At 30.4% G+C, this 22,443-nt stretch carries 21 protein-coding genes, 1 riboswitch and 1 other annotated feature (1 of these 23 only partly in view); of the genes, 13 read left to right on the forward strand and 8 right to left on the reverse strand.

The window, feature by feature from the left end; translation table 11 throughout:
- Positions 1-93, forward strand: a binding site (T-box leader) (it extends 142 nt beyond the left edge of the window).
- A gap of 41 nt (positions 94-134) precedes the next feature.
- The 4 genes from EK368_RS09640 to EK368_RS09655 all read left to right on the forward strand — a co-directional run bounded on the left by EK368_RS09640 (position 135) and on the right by EK368_RS09655 (position 4,547).
- Positions 135-428 carry a hypothetical protein gene (locus EK368_RS09640; protein WP_165000404.1) on the forward strand — a complete coding sequence of 98 codons (294 nt, stop codon included), beginning with the start codon at positions 135-137 and terminating at the stop codon, positions 426-428.
- On the forward strand, positions 415-2,349 hold the full coding sequence (metG, locus tag EK368_RS09645; RefSeq protein WP_129599001.1) for a methionine--tRNA ligase: 1,935 nt from the start codon (positions 415-417) through the stop codon (positions 2,347-2,349). Before EK368_RS09640 ends, metG begins: the two co-directional genes overlap by 14 nt.
- Before the next feature lie 13 nt (positions 2,350-2,362).
- Positions 2,363-3,130 carry a TatD family hydrolase gene (locus tag EK368_RS09650; RefSeq protein WP_129599004.1) on the forward strand — a complete coding sequence of 256 codons (768 nt, stop codon included), beginning with the start codon at positions 2,363-2,365 and terminating at the stop codon, positions 3,128-3,130.
- Between the two features lie 385 nt (positions 3,131-3,515).
- The gene (locus EK368_RS09655) at positions 3,516-4,547 is read left to right on the forward strand and encodes a 3D domain-containing protein (protein WP_129599007.1); all 1,032 of its coding nucleotides are present in this window, start codon (positions 3,516-3,518) and stop codon (positions 4,545-4,547) included.
- Between the two features lie 122 nt (positions 4,548-4,669).
- On the opposite strand, the gene larC is transcribed toward EK368_RS09655, so the two are convergent.
- Genes larC through larE form a run of 3 tightly spaced genes read right to left on the reverse strand, consistent with a single transcriptional unit; the run spans position 4,670 to position 7,493 of the window.
- The gene (gene larC, locus EK368_RS09660) at positions 4,670-5,902 is read right to left on the reverse strand and encodes a nickel pincer cofactor biosynthesis protein LarC (protein WP_129599010.1); all 1,233 of its coding nucleotides are present in this window, start codon (positions 5,900-5,902) and stop codon (positions 4,670-4,672) included.
- A gap of 7 nt (positions 5,903-5,909) precedes the next feature.
- Entirely contained in the window at positions 5,910-6,677 is a 768-nt protein-coding gene (gene larB / locus EK368_RS09665) for a nickel pincer cofactor biosynthesis protein LarB (RefSeq protein WP_243109396.1), read from the reverse strand.
- 12 nt (positions 6,678-6,689) lie between these two features.
- Positions 6,690-7,493, reverse strand: a complete 804-nt coding sequence (larE, locus tag EK368_RS09670; RefSeq protein WP_129599013.1) for an ATP-dependent sacrificial sulfur transferase LarE — start codon at positions 7,491-7,493, stop codon at positions 6,690-6,692.
- A 131-nt stretch (positions 7,494-7,624) separates the two neighbouring features.
- Here larE and rnmV point away from each other — a divergent pair, with 131 nt between their 5' ends.
- The 3 genes from rnmV (at position 7,625) to EK368_RS09685 (ending at position 10,587) form a co-directional block, all read left to right on the forward strand.
- Positions 7,625-8,155 (forward strand): ribonuclease M5, encoded by a 531-nt coding sequence (gene rnmV, locus EK368_RS09675; protein WP_129599016.1) that lies wholly within the window; start codon positions 7,625-7,627, stop codon positions 8,153-8,155.
- A 13-nt stretch (positions 8,156-8,168) separates the two neighbouring features.
- A complete protein-coding gene (rsmA, locus tag EK368_RS09680; RefSeq protein WP_129599019.1) occupies positions 8,169-9,038 on the forward strand; it encodes a 16S rRNA (adenine(1518)-N(6)/adenine(1519)-N(6))-dimethyltransferase RsmA in 870 nt (289 codons plus the stop codon).
- 85 nt (positions 9,039-9,123) lie between these two features.
- Complete coding sequence (locus EK368_RS09685) at positions 9,124-10,587, forward strand: DUF7922 domain-containing protein (RefSeq protein ID WP_129599022.1); 1,464 nt, start codon at positions 9,124-9,126, stop codon at positions 10,585-10,587.
- A gap of 32 nt (positions 10,588-10,619) precedes the next feature.
- Here EK368_RS09685 and EK368_RS09690 read toward each other — a convergent pair whose 3' ends face one another.
- Together EK368_RS09690 and EK368_RS15265 are read right to left on the reverse strand one after the other, a co-directional pair.
- On the reverse strand, positions 10,620-11,054 hold the full coding sequence (locus EK368_RS09690; RefSeq protein ID WP_129599025.1) for a rhodanese-like domain-containing protein: 435 nt from the start codon (positions 11,052-11,054) through the stop codon (positions 10,620-10,622).
- Between the two features lie 454 nt (positions 11,055-11,508).
- A complete protein-coding gene (locus tag EK368_RS15265; RefSeq protein WP_279222277.1) occupies positions 11,509-11,634 on the reverse strand; it encodes a hypothetical protein in 126 nt (41 codons plus the stop codon).
- A gap of 145 nt (positions 11,635-11,779) precedes the next feature.
- On the opposite strand from EK368_RS15265, the gene EK368_RS09695 reads away from it, so the two are divergent.
- Complete coding sequence (locus EK368_RS09695) at positions 11,780-12,049, forward strand: metal-sensitive transcriptional regulator (RefSeq protein WP_129599028.1); 270 nt, start codon at positions 11,780-11,782, stop codon at positions 12,047-12,049.
- Between the two features lie 2 nt (positions 12,050-12,051).
- Here the strand turns inward: EK368_RS09695 and EK368_RS09700 are convergent, their stop codons facing one another.
- A complete protein-coding gene (locus EK368_RS09700) occupies positions 12,052-12,516 on the reverse strand; it encodes a DUF3189 family protein (RefSeq protein ID WP_129599029.1) in 465 nt (154 codons plus the stop codon).
- Between the two features lie 69 nt (positions 12,517-12,585).
- On the reverse strand, positions 12,586-12,744 hold the full coding sequence (locus tag EK368_RS09705; protein WP_129599032.1) for a DUF1540 domain-containing protein: 159 nt from the start codon (positions 12,742-12,744) through the stop codon (positions 12,586-12,588).
- A gap of 443 nt (positions 12,745-13,187) precedes the next feature.
- On the opposite strand from EK368_RS09705, the gene EK368_RS09710 reads away from it, so the two are divergent.
- The 5 genes from EK368_RS09710 to EK368_RS09730 all read left to right on the forward strand — a co-directional run bounded on the left by EK368_RS09710 (position 13,188) and on the right by EK368_RS09730 (position 21,244).
- Positions 13,188-14,306, forward strand: coding sequence for a TMEM165/GDT1 family protein (locus EK368_RS09710; protein WP_129599034.1), 1,119 nt, complete (start codon positions 13,188-13,190; stop codon positions 14,304-14,306).
- Positions 14,307-14,533: 227 nt separating this feature from the next.
- Positions 14,534-14,705, forward strand: a riboswitch (cobalamin riboswitch).
- A gap of 130 nt (positions 14,706-14,835) precedes the next feature.
- A complete protein-coding gene (locus tag EK368_RS09715) occupies positions 14,836-15,507 on the forward strand; it encodes a DUF2162 family putative transporter (protein WP_129599037.1) in 672 nt (223 codons plus the stop codon).
- Positions 15,508-15,593: 86 nt separating this feature from the next.
- Entirely contained in the window at positions 15,594-16,277 is a 684-nt protein-coding gene (locus EK368_RS09720; RefSeq protein WP_129599039.1) for a MotA/TolQ/ExbB proton channel family protein, read from the forward strand.
- Entirely contained in the window at positions 16,231-16,584 is a 354-nt protein-coding gene (locus EK368_RS09725; RefSeq protein WP_243109397.1) for a DUF2149 domain-containing protein, read from the forward strand. Before EK368_RS09720 ends, EK368_RS09725 begins: the two co-directional genes overlap by 47 nt.
- Positions 16,585-16,597: 13 nt before the next feature.
- Complete coding sequence (locus EK368_RS09730; RefSeq protein WP_129599044.1) at positions 16,598-21,244, forward strand: cobaltochelatase subunit CobN; 4,647 nt, start codon at positions 16,598-16,600, stop codon at positions 21,242-21,244.
- A gap of 23 nt (positions 21,245-21,267) precedes the next feature.
- Here EK368_RS09730 and EK368_RS09735 read toward each other — a convergent pair whose 3' ends face one another.
- Positions 21,268-22,431 (reverse strand): M20 family metallopeptidase, encoded by a 1,164-nt coding sequence (locus tag EK368_RS09735; RefSeq protein WP_129599048.1) that lies wholly within the window; start codon positions 22,429-22,431, stop codon positions 21,268-21,270.
- Between the last annotated feature and the right edge of the window lie 12 nt (positions 22,432-22,443).

Genomic DNA, 22,443 nt, shown 5'->3' on the forward strand with positions numbered 1-22,443 from the left:
GTTAAAGGTGCAAAGTGAATTTCACTTACTAAGGTCTATATTGTGAAATATAGACAAATTAGGGTGGTAACGCGAGTAGATCTCGTCCCTTATCTTGGGGCGGGATTTTTTTGTATGCGAGTGAGGTGATGCTTTTGAAATCCGGGAAGCCTAAAATGCTTCTTTTAAGATTTATTTATGGTTATTTAAAAGGACTAATCGTTATTTCAATCATGTATATTGTAGTAGGAATAACTGTCATTTTATTTGATCCTGAGTCCTTCTCAATTATTGTGATCAAGTATATCAAAGAAGGATCTAACAAATTATTTCCAACTTTGATAGGACATCTGTTTATGTTATTTTTAGGGCTTATAGAGTGGAGAAAAGGACAGCTAGAACTTAGAAAAAGAAAGAAAAAGAGGAGGAAAATCTATGACTACGAATAAAAAAACTTTTTATATTACAACACCTATTTATTATCCAAGTTCTAATCTTCATATAGGGCATACTTATAGTACTGTAGCAGCAGATGCTATGGCAAGATTTAAAAGAATTACAGGATATGATGTAAAGTTTTTAACAGGTACTGATGAACATGGGCAAAAGCTTCAAAAGGCAGCAGCTGAAAAGGGAATGAAGCCTAAAGAATATATTGATACAATTGTGGATGGGATCAAAAAATTATGGGAGACTATGGAGATTTCTTATGATTTTTTCATTAGAACTACAGATGATTTTCATATAAGAAGGGTACAAGAAATATTTAAAAAGCTTTATGAAAAAGGAGATATTTATAAAGGGGAATATGAAGGATTGTATTGTACTCCTTGTGAATCCTTTTGGACAGAAACTCAAGCAGTAGATGGAAAATGTCCAGACTGTGGTAGACCTGTAGAAAAAACAAAAGAAGAAGCATATTTTTTTAAATTATCTAAATATGAAGATAGACTTTTACAATTATTTGAACAAAATCCTAAGTTTTTAGAGCCTGCTTCTAGAAAAAATGAAATGGTAAACTTTATAAAGGCAGGACTTGAGGATTTATGTATTTCTCGTACAAGCTTTGATTGGGGTATACCTGTACCTATAGATGAAAAGCATGTTATTTATGTATGGCTAGATGCACTATCAAACTATATTACAGCTTTAGGATACCCAGAAGAGGTAGATGGAGATTATAAAAAATATTGGCCAGCAGATGTTCACTTAATGGCAAAAGAAATTGTAAGATTTCATACGATTATTTGGCCTTCTATGCTTATGGCACTAGATATTCCTCTTCCTAAAAAAGTATTTGGTCATGGGTGGATTTTGTTAGAGGGAGGAAAAATGTCAAAATCAAAAGGAAATATAGTAGATCCTGTAATACTTGTAGAAAAGTATGGGGTAGATGCACTAAAATATTTCCTTTTAAGAGAATATTCTTTTGGTCAAGATGGAGTATTTACAAATGAAGTGTTACTCAATAGAATTAACTCTGATCTTGCTAATGATTTAGGAAATCTAGTAAGTAGAACCATTGCTATGATTGAAAAATATAATGGAGGAATGATCCCAGATTCTAAAGAAATAGGAGAATTTGATGAAGATTTAAAAATACTGGCAATGAGTGTAGCTAAAAAAGTAGAAGAAAAAATGGATCATTTAGATTTTAGCAATGCATTAGAAGAAATATGGAAGCTTGTAAGAAGAACCAATAAATATATTGATGAAACTATGCCTTGGACACTGGCTAAAGAAGAAGACAAAAAAGATAGATTAGATACAGTACTATACAACTTAGCAGATAGTATTAGAATCATAGCTATTTTAATAGAGCCATTTATGCATATTACAACTAAAAAAATATATAATCAATTAGGAATAGAATATGGAAAAGGGACTTCTTGGGAAGATAGTTTTGAATTTGGAAAACTTTTAAGTGGTACAAAAGTACATAAGGGAGAAGCTTTATTCCCGAGAATTGATATCGCTAAAGAATTAGAAGAATTAGAGAAAATGGCTCAAAAACCAGAATCAAAAGAAGAAGAGAAAGAAATTGTTCAGAAGCCTGAAATTACGATAGATGATTTTGATAAAGTAGACTTAAAGGTAGGAAAAATTCTAGAATGTAAAAAGCATCCAAAGGCAGATAAATTACTTGTATCTCAAGTAAAAATAGGAGAAGAAGTACGCCAAATTGTATCAGGGATTGCAAAGCATTTTAGTCCTGAAGAATTAGTAGGAAGAAAAGTAGTAGTGGTGACAAATTTAAAGGCTATTAAACTAAGAGGTGAAGAATCAAGGGGAATGATTTTGGCAGCAGCGGATGGAAAAGAACTGACTCTTGTAACTGCTGATATAAAAGAAGGAGCACAAGTAAGCTAAAGGGGGAAAATAAATGTTATTTGATTCACATGCCCATTTAGATGATCCTAGATTTGATAAAGATCGAGATGAAATAATTAAAAGGGCAAAGGATAATGGCATATCATACATTGTAAATCCTGGAGCAGATTTTGAAACTTCAGTAAGAGCTATTGAGATGGCAAAAGAATATGATATGGTATATGCCGCTGTAGGAGTACATCCTCATGATGTAAAAGATATGGATGAAATTACTCTATCTTTACTCAAAGGATTATCTAAAAAGCCAAAGGTAGTAGCTATTGGAGAGATTGGCCTTGATTATCATTATGATCATTCTCCAAGAGATTTACAAAGAGACTGGTTTAGAAGACAAATTCATCTAGCAAAGGAAGTAAAACTTCCTATTATTATTCATGATCGAGAAGCAAATGATGATGTAATGAGTATTTTAAAAGAAGAAAAAGCTTTTGAAACAGGAGTTTTACTTCATTGTTATTCAGGAAGCAAAGAGCTTGCTAGACAATATATAAAGCTAGGAGCATATATTTCTATTGCAGGACCCATAACTTTTAATAATGCTAGAAAAACAGTAGAAGTAGTAGAAAATATTCCTCTAGAGTATTTGTTTGTAGAAACAGATTCTCCATATCTGACTCCGATACCTTATAGAGGAAAAAGAAATGAAATGTCTTATGTAAAATATGTGGCAGAAAAAGTTGCACAAATTAAAGGAATATCTATAGAGGAAGTAGCTCATCAAACAACTCAAAATGCAAAGAAATTTTTTAATATAAAATAGGATAGGCCAAAGGCCTATCCTATTTTATATATGAAATTTTGATTAAGTAGATAAAAAAAAGGGTATTTTTATAGCATAAAAAATAATTTGATGAATAGAATGAAATATCAAGAAGGAAGCCCTTCTTATTTATTTTTTGAAAATTGCCTGGGAAAAGGACAAAAAAGAAAATATGTATAAAAATGGATTTTATGAGAATAATAAGGATAGAAAAGTTTTAGTTAGTTGAAAATATATGTCCAAAAATTTGACTTATAAAAGTTTTTTGTGTAAAATACTATAGATTCTTCAAAAGACAGGAAAAATCAACCATTTGGCAGATTTTTCAAAAATGTAGGATTCATTTTTCTATGATTCTACGTAAAAAATAAGGAGGCTAAAACCTATGGAAACACACTTTAGGAATATGAAATTTCTAAATAAAAGAAATTTCATGATTCTGGGATTGGTTGTGCTAATAGGGATATTTCTAGGAAGTACTGCATTGACAAAACAGATTACAATCAAAGATGGAAATAAAGCAGTAAAATTAGAAGTTCTTTTTTCAAGTGTAGCAGATGCCATTCAAAAATCAAATCTTGTACTAGGTGATTATGACCAAGTATCTTATCCCTTAGATGACAAAGTCAAAGATGGAATGATCATACAAATCAAAAGAGCACATCCTGTAAATGTTTACGCGGATCAAAAAGAGATCCAAGTTATGACTGCCCATGAAAAAGTAAAAGATATTTTAAAAGAACATAAAATTAAGATAGGGAAAAATGATAAAGTACAACCCGATCTTTCTGAAAGTATAGGAATAAATGAGACTATAAAAATCGCTAGAGTAACAGAAAAAATAGTTGAACAACAAGAAGTGGTTCCTTTTGAGAATGTTGTTAAATACAATCAAAAGCTAGATCATGGGAAGGTCAATGTAATGCAAAAAGGGGAAAATGGACAAAAGGAAGTTAAGTATAAAATCATTTATGAAGATGATATAGAGATTTCAAAAGAATTGATACAAGAACAAATTATAGTAAGTCCTAAAAATGAAATCGTAGAAAAAGGAGCAGCTATTTATGTGGCTACTTCAAGAGGTAGTATCAGTGCTAAAAATGCTATACAAATGACATCTACTGCATACGATGCCTCTTATGCAAGTACAGGAAAACATCCAGGACATCCTTACCATGGAATTACAAGTAGTGGAACTAGAGTAAGACCTGGAGTAGTAGCAGTAGACCCAAAAGTAATTCCTTTAGGAACAAAACTATATATCAAGGCACTAGATGGATCAGGAGATTATGGATTTGCTACTGCAGAAGATACAGGAGGAGCCATCAAAGGAAATAAGATTGATCTGTATTTTGAAAGTCCTAAAGATACGAAAAGATATGGAAGAAGAAAAGTATTGGTATATATATTAAAATAGACAGAGATTTATCTCTGTCTATTTTAACTTTTTTATATACATAGAAACTGTATACTTTGTAAAATTGTGGATAAATATATGATTTGCATCATTTGCTTCAAAAAAGTCTACTTATAAATATTCTAAAGGAAAACTTGGTTACAATCATACAATATAGTTTCATATACTTTTTGTAGAGGAATATTATATTTTTGTGCTATTTGTTTACATTCTTCATATTCAGGAGAATACTTTAATATTTTTTCATCTTTATAAGCTACCTTTAAAGAAATGTCTCCAAATGAACTCATAAATTTTATGATTTTTCGAGAAAGAGTATTTCTTGTGACTTGATATTTTCGAATACCCAAAGTAGTAGTTTCTCTAAAAAGTATATTTTCTAATATAGCCTCTTTTTCTTTCGTACAAAGAATAGTTAACTTTATCGCAGGTCTATTTTTTTTCATTATAATGTTTGTAAAATACACATCTAGTGCACCATGCTCAAATAAAGTAGGCATGAGATAAGAATAGATTTCAGGATTCATATCATCAATATTGGTTTCAAGAACTAATAAAGATTCATCACTTTTTTTTTTACCTATATAAACACGAAGCAAATTAGAAATAGGAAGATCTTTTTTACCTAAACCATAGCCTATATTTTCTATAGCCATGGATGGAAGTGGAATAAAATCTTTTGCTAAGCTTTTAATGATGGCAGCACCTGTAGGGGTTACTAATTCACTTTGAATTCCTTGAGAGTAGATAGGAATATCTTTTAAAATTTCTAAAGTAGCAGGGGCAGGTACAGGAATTGTTCCATGAGCACATTTGACAAAGCCTGTACCCACATGTAAAGGAGATGCATAAATATGATCAATATCTAAAAGATCTATACAAATGGCTACACCTACAATATCTACAATAGAATCTATAGCTCCTACTTCATGAAAATGAACTTGATCAATACTTTTTCCATGAACTTTAGCTTCAGCATTTGCTACATGAGTAAAAATTTTTTTGCTTAAATTTTTAACATTTTCATTTAAAGAGCTTTCATCAATGATTTTTTCAATATCATAAAGATTTCTATGTTCATGATCATGTGCATGAGTGTGATCTTTATGATGGTGTTTATGGTCGTGTTTATCATGATGAGAATGATCATGCTCATTATGTAAAACAACATAAAAATCTGTTCCTGTAATACCATTTTTTTGATTTTTCTTAATTTGTATTGTATACCCTTCTATATTGAGCTTATTTAATTCGTTTAAAAAATCTTTTTGATCAATTCCTAAATCAAGTAATGCAGCGATACTCATGTCTCCACTAATCCCAGAGAGACAATCAAAATAAAGTATTTTTTCCATAGTATTTTCATTCCTTTCTAGCTAATTCAATTTGTCTATTAATAGTACTTGCAAGATAGGCAGCTCCAAAGCCATTGTCAATATTTACAACACCAATACCACTTGCACAGCTATTGAGCATAGCTAAAAGGGGAGCAAGACCATTAAAATGAGCGCCGTAGCCTACACTAGTAGGAACTGCAATGACAGGTTTATCTACAAGACCTCCTATGACACTTGCTAATGCTCCTTCCATTCCTGCAACTGCAATAATTACATTAGCATTCATAAGTATATCTGTATTGGCAAGAAGTCTATGAATTCCTGCAACTCCTACATCATATAACCTTTGCACTTGATTTCCTAATATATCTGCTGTAACATAAGCTTCTTCAGCTACAGGGATATCTGAAGTACCTCCTGTAGCAATTACTATCTTTCCTTTGTATTTTTGCGTTTTTTTTCTTTGAATCACCAAAGTTTTAGATAGAGGATTATAAACTAAATCATTGGTTAAATTTTTTAAAGATTGATAGATTTCTTCATTGGCTCTTGTGGCTAATATATTTGTATCTTTTTTTAGCATATTTTCCACAATACCGTAAATATGGTCTATAGATTTTCCTTCACAATAAATGACTTCAGGATATCCATTTCTAAGGCTTCTATGATGATCAATTTTTGCATAACCCATATCTTCAAATGGGAGATTTTTTAAATGATTCATAGCTTCTTCTACATTGATTGAACCAGATTTAACTTTTTGTAGTATGTTTTCAATATATTTTAATTCCAAATTTATTCACTCCTATATATTTTCATTTAAGCTTCCCATTCTATATCCTTCAAGATCTAGAGTAACATAAGAAAATCCAATAGCTTTAAAATACCTAGAGATTTCATTCATCAAGGACAGATCAAAGAATTTATTTATTTGTGTTGGGGCTACTTCTATCCTAGCAAGATTGTTATGAAATCTAACTCGAAATTGACGAAAGCCTAAATCCATCAAATAGTTTTCCCCTTTTTCTACTTTTTTAAGATCTTTTTCTAAGATAGGTTCTCCATAAGGAAATCTACTAGCTAAACAGGCAAAAGCAGGTTTGTTCCATGTAGGAAGATTTAAAGATTTAGAAAGTATCCGGATTTCTTTTTTTGTAAGATGAGCTTCTTTTAGTGGACTTAAAATATCTAGTTCGTTTAAAGCTTTTAGTCCTGGTCGATAATCAGATAAATCATCTAAATTTGAACCATCTAAAATATATGGTATATTATATTGATGGGCTATTTCTTTTATATGTGAAAAAATTTCTTTTTTACAGAAATAACATCGATCTTTAGGATTTTTCACAAAAGCATCTAGATCTAAAATATTTAAAGGAATAATTTTATGAGAAACTCCCATAGATTGCATGAAGGCTTTTGCTTCTTCTATTTCTCTACTAGAATGAATGGGTGCACAAATAGTAATGGCTAAAGCATTATCTCCTAAAAGGTCTTGACATACCTTTATAAGGAAAGTAGAGTCTACACCACCAGAAAAAGCAACAGCTACTTTTTTAAAATCAAGAATGATTTTTTTAAGATTTTGGTATTTTTTTTGTATATCCATCATAATCTCTCCATCTTTATATTTACATTCATTATAAAGGAAACAATATAAAAAAGAAACATTGTATTTTACAATCTTTTAGGGATATTGTACAATGTTTGAAGGATAGAAATCTAGGGTAGGTGAAAAATATGATTAAAGAAGTTATTGTAGTAGAAGGTAGAGATGATGAAATTGCTGTAAAAGCAGCAGTAGAAGCAGAAGTAATTATTACACATGGTTTTGGAATAAAAGAAAATACATTTAAAAGGATAGAACTAGCAAAGGAAAGAAAAGGTGTTATTATTTTTACAGATCCAGATCATGCAGGAGAAACTATTAGAAAAAGAATAGACACTAAAATTCCAGGATGTAAGCATGCATTTTTACCAAGAGAAGAAGCTACAAAAAATGGAGATATAGGGATTGAAAATGCATCTAAAGAAAGTATTATTGCGGCTTTGAGTAAAGTTCGATCTAAAAGCGAAGAAAAAAGAGATGAATTTAAGCAAATTGATTTGATTCAAAATGATTTTATAGGATCAAATCAAGCCAGTCATAGAAGAGATAAAGCAGGAAAAATATTAGGAATAGGCTATGCAAATGCAAAACAATTTTTAAGTAGATTAAATAATTATGGTATTACAAGAGATGAATTTGAAGAGGCTTTAAAAAAGCTTTAGATAGGAGAGATTTATGGAAAAATTAGTTTCAGCTCATAAAACAAAAGAAATTGTGAGCAAATATGGATTTAAATTTTCAAAGAGTTTAGGACAGAATTTCTTAATTGATGAAAATATATTAACAAAAATAGTAGATGGAGCGGAGGCAGGAAAAGAAGATGTAGTTATTGAAGTAGGACCAGGAATTGGAACATTGACTCAAGAATTAGCTCAAAGAGCTTTAAAAGTTATTGCAGTAGAAATAGATAAAACATTGCTTCCAATTTTAGAAGAGACTTTAGGAAATTGTGATAATGTAGAGGTGCTCAATGGAGATATTTTAAAAATAAATTTACATTCATTGATTGAGGAAAAATGTGAACAAAGATCAGTAAAAGTCATAGCAAATCTTCCATATTATGTGACTACACCCATCATCATGAAATTTTTAGAAGAAAAAGTACCTATTAAAAATATGGTTGTGATGATTCAAAAAGAGGTTGCAGATCGAATGCAAGCAAAGCCCAATACAAAAGAGTATGGTGCTTTATCTGTAGCAGTTCAGTATTATTGTGATCCTAAAATCATTACAAAGGTTCCAAGGTCTGTATTTATTCCTCAACCTAATGTGGAATCTACAGTAATTCGTCTAGATGTATTAGAAAAACCAAAGGTAGCAGTAAAAAGTGAAAAATTATTATTTAGAGTAGTGAGAGCAGCTTTTGGAAAAAGAAGAAAAACTATATTAAATGCATTGTCTAATAGTGGTCTTGGTTTAGAAAAAGAGATGATCAAAGAAATTTTACAAAAAAGTGATATAGAGGAAAATCGTAGAGGAGAGACTTTGGATATAGAAGAATTTGGAAAATTAGCAGATGTAGTATATGAATATATAAGCCTTTAAAGGCTTATTTTTTTTGTAAAAAAAGAACTTATTTACTAGTTGGTACATATATTAATAGTAAGTGATTAAAGGGAGGATGGTGAATATGGACAGGAAAAAGTTTAGAAGATACTTTATCATACTCGGTCATGAAGATAAAGGATTTGAAAATAAAGAAGGAAAATTGCCAAAAGGATATACAAAGATCGAAACTAGAAATGGAAAAGGGGTACTTAGTCACTATATTGAAAATATGAAGTATTTTGAAGATGCAAAGTATATGTATAAAGGGTACTTAATTGGAACAAAAGATAATATTTATGTGGAGAATGGAACTTTTATTATTGACCAATACGGAAAAGGAGAAGTAACTTGGAAATTTGACCCTGAAAATATGGATGGAAAAGGTCACTCCATTGAAGACTTTAATGTAATTGCAATTATGGCAAAGCCAAGAGAACATGGAAAAGAAGGATCTACCCCCTTAGTAGGCTTTATAGATAAAAAGAAGGTAGCTTTTAAACATGTTATGGAAGAAAAAGATCAGAAAATACTTTCTAATGTAGAAAATCTTGAAGCTACTAAAAGTATAGAGAAAGAAAAAGAGGAAATTAAAGAAGAAAAGATGGAACAAGACATCAAACAAGAAGATAGATATACACAAAATACAGAAAAAGAATTATTTGTAGAAATTCAAGAAAAGAAAGAAGCTGAAATAGAGCGAGAAGAGATAAAAAAAGAACAAGACCAAGACCAAGAACAAAAACAAGAACAAGAAAGCTATAAAGAGAATGAAAAAATAAGAAAAGAAGAAATTGACAATAAAGAAGTAGTAAAAGAAGAAGCTAAGAAAGAAAAGAATTTACAAGAAGAAAAAAAAGAAGTGGAACAAAAGGATTTACAAGAAGAAAAAGAAATGGAAGAAAAAATAACGGAAAGTGAAGAAGTATACAATAAAGAAAATAAACAAAGAATTGAGGAATATAGTTATCATCAACGGATTATCAATGGATTTAGAAGATATGAAGAAAATGAGTATGCTCAGGAGTATACATCTATGAAATCTTATGATTGCAAAAATCCCTACGAGTATTATCATCAGTATTTCAAAATGGTGGGAGGATATGTTGACAATATATTAAAATATTATCCTTCTGTAGAGCCTTTTGAAAAAAATATGAAAAACTGTGCTTGGTGGAAGATTGATTGTAATCAACAAACCTTGTATAGAAATTTTATCCCTTTTTACGGATATGTTAATTATATGTATAGTTATATTCCGTATACACCTTATACATCTGTATGTCCTTCTTCTATTTATAAATATAGACATTATATTTTTGGAATGATGAAAGATCAAAAAGGAGAAGTAGAGTACTATTTATATGGAGTTCCAGGAAGATTTATATTAAGTGAACAGCCTTATGAAGGAAAAACAGGATTTGTATATTGGCATTCCTTAGAAGATAAAAAAAATGAAAAGGGAGATTATGGGTATTGGATATTATATATTGATGCCAAAACTGGAAATGCAGTTGTGCCATCTAATAAAACAATACCTCCTCGTTAAAAATCGCATGTTCCCATGGGAACATGCGATTTTTATTCAATTTCATAGGGCCAATCTTTAATGCCTCCACTTAGCATATAGATCTTTGAGAAACCGTTGTTAGCCATAACTTCTGCAGCTTTTTCACTTTTTTTATCACTATTTCCATAAATCATGTAAATGTTGTCTGGACTATAATAGTCTAATTTTTTTCTCAGTTCCTTGTAAGAAAGTTGTGTAGCATTAGGAATATGTCCCTCTAAATATTCTTCTTCATCTCGAATGTCAAATACAATTGCATCTGGATTTTTTTCTAAAAGTACTTGAGCTTGGTCATAAGATATTTTTTTATAATTGTATTTTACTCTTTCTGAAAAGGTTTCATCTGAGCCTGAAATAGTATAAAAAACAATTCCAATAAGTAGGATGAAAAGAAGGGAAATTGCAATATATAAGGTTCGTCTTTTGAGTATAAGGATTTTTAACATAAATGAATCACCTCGCTATGTTGACATTGTACTAATAATATATTTGTATGATAGTTGTTTTATGCATAGAATTCCTATTACATAAAAAAGAACTGGGTGAACACCCAATTCTTTTTTAAAAGGAAGAAAAAATATTTTTTTAAATTTAGCAATCAATAACCTATTCCATAGCCACAGCCACCGCAGAATAAAATAACTAAAAGTAAGAAGAAAAATAATAAACTGCTATCGTATCCACAGCCACCATATCCATATTGTTGTGCATCAGCCATCATATATACCTCCTTTTAAGATAAAATATTTTTAAGTTTAAAAACTAAACATTTTGTTTTTCTTTTGTCTACTATAGTCTATGAAATTTGTAGGATCTTTGTGAATATAAAAATATGAAGCACATAAAAAAAATCCTTTGTATGAAAACAAAGGATTTTTTTATGCTGAAAAATACGTAAAGTTATCTGTTTCCAAGTCCGAAGAATGGAGATCCACCATCAAAAATATAGAATATGAAAAATATTGCAATAACCCAAATCCATATGTCATTTCCACAGCCAAATAAACCTTGTTTAGTTTGTTCCATATGTTTACATCCCCCTTTTAAGAAACAATAATGCGCTCTTAATATATCATATTGCTCAGAGTATAAAAGTGATACTATTTTTATAATGATTTTTTGAAAAATGTGATACAATAATATGAAAAGAAATTTTAACGGAGGAGAGTATATGTCTAAAGAAGATTCAAAGAAAGATTTAATTAATAGATTAAGAACTATAAAGGGGCATATAGCTGGGGTAGAAAAAATGATTGAAGAAGATACAAAAAGTTGTAATGATATTCTTCTTCAAATTGCAGCTATTAGAGCATCTATTCATAAAGTAGGACTCATTATATTAGAAGAACATGCAAAAGATTGTTTAATAGAGGATAAAGATACTATAACCAAAGAAGAATTAGATAAGGTATTAAAGACAATTATAAAGTTTATGAAATAGTACTAAATTGATGGTGCTATTTTTATTTTTGTTTTTCTTACAATTTCAGAAATTTTTGGGTAGGCTTTTAAAGTTCCATAAGTAACAATGGGTCTTCCAAATGATACTAGACCAAATTTTCTAGAACTACCTCCCCCTATTCTCATCAAGTTATTTACACAAGGAGATGTATTCACACAAAGAATTTCACTTTGAGGTAGATGTAGCATACTAAATACAGTTTCAATGGCATTGACTACAAGATGAGCAGAATGTTTTCTTCCAATTGTATATATACAATGACCATATTCATCTTTTCCATGATAAATAAGTCGTGCAATATCTTTTTGTTGTAGTTGATCAAATAAAGGAAGTGTAAGAAGATCATTTTTATTTGGAACAGCATCTAATGGAAGTTGATTTAAATGAATTGCAGCAGCTACAATGGTAGAATGAGTTCCATCTACATCATGATAAACAATATACAAAATATCACTCCTTTGATTGATGATAAAAGAAATCCTTAAAAATAAGGATTTCTTATGAAAATAGAAAAATTATGATCTTTCAAAGCTTCCGCAATCAGTAGATTCTACTGTAGTTGCAGTTGCTTCATGTTTTACAACTTCTATATGATCAAGGCTACACTTAGGGACGGATTTTGCATGATATTTGCATTCCGTCACACTACATCCAATGCTATTGTTTGCTTTCATACGATACACCTCCTTTTAAAATTCATAAATAGTATTTGCTAATGATAAATACTTTATACGAACAATCAATAAAGGCATAAAAATATAAATAGAGAATAAAGTAATATTTTCATATCTAGAAATATTATTAAAATATATTTTTAAATATTAAAACATACTTTAAAAAATTGAATAAACATAAGACTTGTGATTTATAATAATATATGATATATTTTTTTAGGATTTTTAAGTGAAAAAGGGAGTAGCCGCGGAAATTTTCTGCAAATATGAATCAACATACTGGTGAAAATACCTGGTTCTATTTACTTTTTAGAGGAATTTTTTAAAAAAAGGGGCGAGACTTTTAGCTTAATAAAGCTATTTTAATCAATAGCTTTATTAAACTATAGGTCTCGCTTTTGATATGTAGTAGAAAAGAATAAAAATTTAAAAGGAGGACAAAAATGCTTACATCATTTGTAAAATCATTATTTCTTATTTTTATGGCAGAAATGGGCGATAAAACACAAATTCTTGCTATGACTTTTGCTACAAAATTTACAGTATATGAAGTTTTAATAGGGGTTTTTATAGGTTCTTTATTAAATCATGGAATTGCAGTAGCTTTAGGGGCATATCTTTCAAATGTGATTCCACTAGACAAAATGCAGATTGTAGCAGGTTTTTTATTTATAGGATTTGGCCTTTGGACTTTAAAAAAAGATGAAGAAGAACAAGAGCAACAAAACAGGAATATAGGACCTATTTTAACAGTAGCTGTGGCATTTTTTATTGGAGAACTTGGAGATAAAACTCAGCTTAGTGCCATTACTTTAGCAGTAGATTCTTCATATCCTATATTTGTATTGATAGGAACTGTATCAGGAATGTTACTTACCAGTGGACTTGCAATAGTAGTAGGAAGTAAAATTGGAGATAAAGTTCCTGAAATAGCTATTAAAATAGCTTCTGCTAGTATATTTATGATCTTTGGAGTGACTAAATTGTATAATACTATTCCTAAATTGTATATTACTCCTATAAATATAAGTATATTTTTTATTGTAATAGGAGTCTGTATATATTTTTTAGTAACACCTATGATCAAGGAGAAAACAGAAGGTGCTTTATCTTGTTTTAAAGAAGCAGCTATTACTCTTTATGATCATGCTCAAGAAATGCAACAAAATTTAGAAAAAATTTGTTTAGGAGAAACAGAATGTGGACCATGTGAAGGAAGACATTGTATGATTGGATATACAAAGAAGTTGATAGAAAACATTATTCAAAATGAATCTCTACCTAAAGGACAAATAAATATTTTAAAAGAAAGTTTAAATAAAAACTTTGATGAAGAAAGAGTCATTTATGCTTTAAGTGTAGTACTTTTATATTTTCATAATAGTAAAGAGAAAGATTATAAAGCTGATAAAAGAATTCATCAAGTTAGAAATATGTTAGAAATCATATTAATAGGAGAAATTTTAGAATATAAAGATATGGAAAATTACTTAAAAGAATTAAAGAAAAAAAATGAAGATACACAAATGAAGTTACAAGATCAAATTTGTAAAAATATATAATATTACATAAAATACTATAAATTATAAAATATGTGATTTCAATAAAAAAATAAAAGGAAGTTAAAGGTGATAAAGATAAAAGACTTAATGATGAAAAGATTTCATTTATAGAGTGTTTTATTCAATTTGATCAAAATACAGTATAAAGAAATTTTTAGATGTTAAGGTATTATTTTTACTAAAGATAGAAAAATCTACTGGCATATGCTATAATATAATAAAAAAAATCAATATATGTCGATAGGTGTCTATTAGATGAAAAGGGAAGCAGGTGAAAATCCTGCGCGGTGCCGCCGCTGTAAAATGGTAGTCTTAGCTTATAACCACTAGGAAACTGGGAAGGAAAGCAAAAAGATGATGACCATAAGCCAGAAGACCTGCCTATTATGACGAGCACGTAAACCCTACGGGTCATAGGGAGGTGTACATAGAAGTAACTTTTAAAAAGTTTATATTATTTTGTATGTAACCTCTCTATTTGAGAGGTTTTTTATTGGAAAATTTTTAAGTAAAAAGGAGGTGATATAAATTGTGGACTTCAATTTTTACTATGATTTTTGCTTTGTTTGTATTGAGTATAAAAACAGGAATGATTTTAGGAGTATCTTCTACAAATAAAAAGTATATGGCGTGGATGAGCTTTTTATTTTCAAGTATTTTGTATGGTTTAAGTATTTTTCTTACGAGCTATATGAAATATATTGCTCATCTTATTGATCGATATACTTTTATAGGTTCTATGATTTTGGCTATATTTTTAATTTATTTAGGACTTCATAACTCAGATTCTTACCAAGAAAGTATGGGTCATAAAATACTTGCGTATCTACCTTGTCCTTTTTGCCTTTTGGCTATGTCTATTAGTATTATGCTTTCAAAGGTACAGTTAAAAAGAACAGATCATCTACTAGAAATTACTATATCTATTTTGTTTTTTATATTTATATTTTTGGTAGCTACTGGAATGAAGTGGATGACAAAACGTACACAGGTAAATCCATCAAATATATTAAATAGTATTTTATTATTCTTTGGAATTTTCACATTACTTTTAGGATTGTTTATTCCCAATTATGTAAGTTCTGCAAAGATGAACTTCTCTCCAATAAAAGTAGATTCATTTAAAATATTAAAAACAGTATGTATTGGAATGATTGGAGTCATTAGTATGGGATTTGTTCATTATAAAATAAAAAATTAAAGAAGTTTATTTTTGAAAGTAGAGAAATTCTAAGAATGAGTTAGTATCTTAAAGAAAAATTTAATTTATAGAGGGAGGATATAAAATTGAATATTGTAGGTTCTCAGTGGTTGACTACTATACTACATGCTATTGCACAAAGTTTTTTAATACCTGTAATTCTAGGACTACTTTTTATGGTGTTATTTATTTTTATGGAGTTTGGGCACTTTATTGCTGAGAGGCAAAAAAGAAAGGAATACAAAAAGAATGAGTTGGTAGAAGTATTTTGCCACGTACAAGATGAAGTTTGGAAAAAAAATAATTTATGTCAAGTTGTAGAACAAAGTGGATTGTCGAAAAGACAAAAAGATATTTTGCTTAATTATATTGAAAAAAAGAATATAGATCAAAGTGCTAAAAAAGCATTGGCTATAGATATTTTAGATCAAGAAGAGTCTAGAATAAAAAAAATATTAGACAAGACAGATTTAATTACAAAGCTAGGCCCGGTATTAGGACTTATGGGAACTCTCATTCCATTAGGACCAGGACTAGGGCAGCTAGGACAAGGAGATGTAGCCGGTCTTTCTGAATCTATGATCATTGCCTTTGATACTACTGTAGTAGGAGTAGCTGCGGGTGCATTAGCATCTATGATATCTAAAGTAAGAAAAAGATGGTATCAAAAGGACTTAAATCGTATGGAAGTATTATTAGAACTTATTGATGGAGGGGAAGAGGTTGCTCAGGAGACAGAAAAGAAGAATGTTAGACGAGGAGGAAACTGATCCACTATCAGGTATGGCCAATTTGATGGATGTAATGATGGTGTTTTGCTGTGGACTTATGGTAGCTTTAGTTGTTTCTTGGAACCTTCAAAGTGTTATTTTTAAGGAGAAAACACCAGAAGAAAGACAAAGAATGCAGCAAAGACTTCAGCAAATTATGGAGGTGGATAAAGGAAGAGAATTGAAAGAAGTACCTGATTTTGAAGAGGGGTCAGGAGAAGGCTTCAATGAAATGGGAACTGTGTTTCAAGATCCTAAAACAGGAAAACTCATTTTAATTGAAGGAAATATGAAAAAAAATAAATAAAGGTGGGAAGACAATGAAAAGGTTTTTTAGATCTTTTATGATCTTTATGATCTTATTTACAATGATTTTAGGTATGAATATGTCTTTTGCAAGTGCACAAGGTATTACAAAAGTAGTTTTAATTCTTGGAAGTGATAGTTATATTGCTTCTGTAGCTCAAGCTTATGGAGAGATTAAAGATGAATATCCTCTAGATGTAAAGATAATCAGTACAACGAATGTAGATGCAGAAAAAGTAAAAGAAGAGTTAAAGGATGCAAATATTGCACTTATGGAGATGATAGGTTCACAAGGAATTGATAATTTAGGACCTGTGATCAAAGAGGTTCCTTCATCTTGTCATATGTACATAACAAGAAGTAGTGATTTTAGTCATGATTATCCTTCTTTAGATTATAGTAAAGAGGAGGAATTAAAAGAGTATTTTGTAAAGGGGGGAGTAGAAAATATGAAAAGACTCCTGCTTTTCTTAGGAAACCTAGGAGGAATGGAAGTCAAAGAATCTATAAAAACAGTAGATATGCCAGATCGATTTATTTATCATCCAGATGCAGAAAATATTTCTTTTGATGTAGATCATTTTTATAAAACTATTCAAGAAGCTTTTCAAAATGATCCACAAAATATAGGACTTATAACAAACGATATTCACCATACTGTACAAAACACTGTATATGGATCTGTCTATGATGAAAGTATCTATTTATTACAAGGATTGATAAAAGAAAGTGTAGTAAATGTAGTTTATGAAAAAGATTGGAAAGATATAGTTTTATCCTTTGAAAATTCAGATGATTTTTTAAAAACAGTAACAGATTTAGTTTATGAAAAAGATGATCCACAAAAGACAGCTATGATCATAGATGCAGCTTATACATCATTAAAAAATCATAGTACAGTGACAACAGATGATTTATATGATGCTATTATGAATCAACTCAACGGATTTACAGATACTGTACTTGTTGAAAAAATAAGACAAAGTATTATAAAAGATCCTAACATGCCAGGTGCATTCGAAAATCTAAACGCGTATAAAGCTTGGTATAAAGTAAGCAATCATAAAAATGATGGACCATGGATTGGAGTAAGCACATATAATAGTGCTTTTAAAAATGATGATACAGATATGTATATAGCTTTATTAAAAGAATTAGAACAAAATAATGCAAATGTTATATTTACTCTTACAGATAGTAAGAGAGAAAACTTGATCAAAGATTTTTATATAGAAGAAAATAAACCAAATATAGATGTATACATAGCTGGAATGGGATTTAATTTTATTAGTGGAAGCCCTGAAAAAGCAGTAGAACTTTTTAAAGATTTAAATATACCTGTAATTACACCTGTATATAGTAGTGATTTAGAAGAATGGAAAGAAAATCCTGCAGGTATATCAAGAGAGTTATATTGGCAAGTTGTACTACCTGAATTAGACGGAAGAATTGAGCCTATATTTATGGGGGGAACAAAGGAAGTAGAAAAAGATCCTACTACAGGAGTAGCTATTCTTAAAAAGACACCTATTGATTATAATATACAAAGACTTAGTGGTCGTGCTCTTTCTTGGGCAAGTTTAAGAAATAAAGAAAATGAAGATAAAAAAATAGCTTTAGTTTATTACAATCATGATGGAGGTAAAGATGGAATCAAAGCATCTTATTTAAATGTAATAGAAAGTGCATCCAATGTATTAGGAGCATTAAAACAAGATGGATATACAATAGATCAACATACAGATGCAAAAACTTTAGAAGAGATGATTCAAAAGCAAGGAAGAAATGTAGGTAGTTGGGCACCAGGAGAGATGGAAAAGCTTTTACAAGAAGATATTTTAACAATATCTGTAGATGAATATATGAAATGGTATGAAAAGCTTCCTCAAATCTTAAAAGAGGAGGTAGAAAAAGAGTGGGGATCAGCTCCTGGAAATGTAATGGTTGTAGATGGAAAGATGATCATCCCAGGAATGAAGATGGGAAATGTTTTTGTAGGACCACAGCCAATGAGAGGATGGGGAGATGATCCAAATAAAATTGCTCATTCAGCAAAGCTTCCACCAAATCATCAATATATTGCTTTTTACTTTTGGCTTCAAAATGAATTTAAAGCAGATGCAGTGATTCATTTAGGGACTCATGGTACACTAGAATGGTTACCAGGAAAAAGTGTAGGATTAGGAGAGAATGATTGGCCAGATCAATTAATTGGAAATATGGTAAATATTAATCCTTATATTATGAATAATCCAGGAGAGGGAACACAAGCAAAAAGAAGAGGATATGCAGTAATTATTGATCATTTGACTCCTCCTATGGTTCAACCAGAGCTTTATGGAGAGTTGGTTCAACTTCAAAATTTAGTAGTAAGTTATTTAGATGAAATGAGAAAAAACAATGAAGCAAGAGCTTTAGAGCTTCAAAAACAAATAATTGAAATGGTGAAAAATAATCATATTGATCAAGAAATCAATTTGAATCTTGAAACAAACTTTTATGAATCAGCAGAAGATCTTCATGAATACCTAGAGGATTTGGCAACAGAACTTATGCCTTATGGACTTCATACACTAGGAGTAGCACCTAAGGGAGATTTATTTGATCAAATGGTAAACTCTATCATTGGATATGATAAGAGTAGAGAAAGTGATAGAGAAACTATAGAAAAAAATTTAAGCTTGGCAAGTCAAGAAATTATCAATTTGATTCGTGCATTAAATGGAGAGTACATAGAACCAGGTCCATCAAGAGATCCTATAAGAGTTCCTGATGCTATGCCTACAGGAAGAAATTTTTCAACTTTTGACCCTAGACAAATTCCTGATAAAGCTGCATGGGAAACAGGAAAAAAAGCTGCTGATGATCTTTTAGAAAGATATAAACAAGAAACTGGGAAATATCCTGATTCTGTAGGGGTTGTATTATGGGCTATTGAAACGATGAGAACAAATGGAGAAAGTGTTGGAATGATTTTAAGAATGATAGGAACAGAGCCAGTATGGGATAAAAAAGGAAATGTAAACTCTGTAAAAGTTACACCTATAGAAGAATTAGGAAGACCTCGTGTAGATGTAGTGGTAAGTATATCAGGATTATTTAGAGATACTTTTTCAAATACAATAGGAGTTTTAGATGAAGCTTTTAGAGAAGTATCAAAAGTAGATGAAAGCAATGATCAAAATCATGTTAAAAAACACTATGATGAAATTTTAAATCAACTAAAAGAAAAAGGAGTAAGTGAAAAAGAAGCAGAATTGTTAGCAGGAGCTAGAATATTTGGAGATGCACCAGGAACTTATGGAACTGGGGTATCTACTTTGGCAGAAACTACTAGTGCTTGGGAGACACAAGATGATTTAGTAAATACTTATATGAATCGTATGTCTTATATTTATGGAAAAGAGACCTATGGAAAAGAAGCAAAGGATATATTTAAAGAGGCTCTTAAAAATGTAGATACAGTAACTCAAATAAGAGATTCTTTATGGGGAACTTTAGATAATGATGATGTGGCACAATATTTAGGAGGATTAAGACTTGCTGCTAAAGCTGCATCTGGAAAAGATATAAAAACATTTATTATCAATACAAGAAAAGCAGGAGATCCTAAAGTACAAAGTTTATCAGAATTTATATCTACAGAATTAAGAACAAGAATTTTAAATCCAAAATGGATTGAAGGAATGTTAAAGGAAGGATATGCAGGAAGTGCAGAAATAGGAAAACATATAGGCAATATGTTTTTAATGGATGCTACTTTAGATGCAATTGATGATTGGGGATGGAAAAGTGTAGCAGATGCCATTATATTAGATGAAAATGTAAGAGCACAATTAGATCCATATGTAATGCAATCTATTATTGGATGGCAAATGGAAGCTGCAAGAAGAGATATGTGGAATGCAGATGCAGAAACTATGAAACAGATTGCTGATATTTATATTAATAATGCAGTAGAATACGGAGTAGTATGTTGTCATCATACTTGTGGAAATGTAAAGGTAAATGAACTAGCAGCAAGCTTTTCTACTCTAGATCAAGATACAATGAAAAAATTTGAAAGTATATTTAAAGATGCAACTCATAAAGATATAAAAATTGATACATCTAAAAATCAGCAACCATCTACACCATCATCATCTTCTTCTTCAAGTAAAAATAAACCTAAACAAGAAGATATAAAACAAGAACAAGTGAAACAAGAGGAGGTAAAACAAGAAGATCCAAAAACAGAAATACCTTCTAAAGAACAACAACAAGCAGATGAAAAGATACAAAAAAATTCAAATGTACAAGAAACACCAAAAAGCATAGTAACACCTACAGAAGTTGTAAAACAAGAAGCTACAGCTGTTCAAAAGGGGATAGCAAAAGAAAGTGAAGATCAAAAGATCAATACAAATAGTACAGGTGTTATTAAAGAAACTCAAGACCTATCAAAAAGTAATGTAGGAAACAGACAAGAGCAATTAAATGAAAAAAAAGAAGAACCAGAAGAACCAGAACAAGCACAAGAAGCTATGGGAAAAGCATATGAAATCGAGAAAAAAGAAACTAAAAAGGAAGCCAGCAATGGAGTAGCACTGCCTGCTATTGTAATTGGATTAGGACTTGTAGCTTTAATAGGAAGAGGATATTTTAAAAGAAGAAAATATTAAAAAATAAACCGCCAATTGGCGGTTTATTTTTGTGCAGTATCAAATTCAAATTTGATTTGTTTATATAACTCATCATTTGTAATTATATCTATAGCTGTTAAGACTAAGGCATCGATAGTTTGTTCCATGCTATTAAAAGCTAAAAGCTTACTAGTAGCTTCTTGAAGCTCTATAGTATGACCAGGAGTTTCACTTTCACAAATACCAAAGTATGGGTGGATGGTAGGACATATATGACTTACATTTCCTGCATCTAATGATCCATAACTATCTTTAGGCTCATGAATTTCTGTAACACCTACTTCATGTAATTTTTTTGTATAAGCTTTAGATAAAGTTTCATTGGTAACTAAGTTGTCATAGCTTGCTTCATAATTTCTAATCTCAAGAGTAGTGCCAGCAGCTAAAGAAGCTCCTCGAGCACAATTTTTTACTTTTTCTATTAATTCTTTTAAATAAGTCTTTGTAGTAGCACGAACATAAAATTGAGCAATGCAAAGATCAGGAACAATATTAGCAGCTTGTCCACCTTCTTTAATAATTCCATGAACTCTTGCATCACTTTTGATATGCTCTCTTAAAGCATTGATATTGTTAAAAGTATTGATACATGCATCTAGTGCATTGACTCCTTTATCAGGAGAAGCTGCTGCATGAGATGTTTTACCTCTAAACGTAAATTCAATAGCTTCCATAGCCAAAGAGCTACCACTTTTATAATGAAAATCAGCAGGATGAGCCATCATAGCTACATGAATATTATTAAAAGCTCCTGCAGTTGCCATATCTACTTTTGCACCACTAGTTTCTTCAGCAGGAGTTCCAAACACTACTACTTTTCCACCGATATCTTTTATAAGTTTACTAAGTACAATTCCTGCTCCAGTACTTGTAGTTCCTAAAAGATTATGGCCACATCCATGACCAATTCCAGGCAGGGCATCATATTCAGCAAGATAAGCAATATTTCTACCTTCTTTTTTACTATCAAATTCTGCACGAAAAGCAGTGGATATTCCTAAAAAATTTTCTTCTACATCAAAGCCATGTTTTTTTAAGATTTCTACATGAGCTGTACACGCTTTATGTTCCTCATATCCTAGTTCAGGATTGTTTCTTATGTACTCACTTAAATAAATAAGTTCATCTTTTATTTCTTTTGTAAATTGATTTACTGTATTGATCATATAAATCCCTCC

The organism is Anaerophilus nitritigenes (assembly GCF_004138215.1).
Taxonomy (GTDB): domain Bacteria; phylum Bacillota; class Clostridia; order Peptostreptococcales; family Thermotaleaceae; genus Anaerophilus; species Anaerophilus nitritogenes.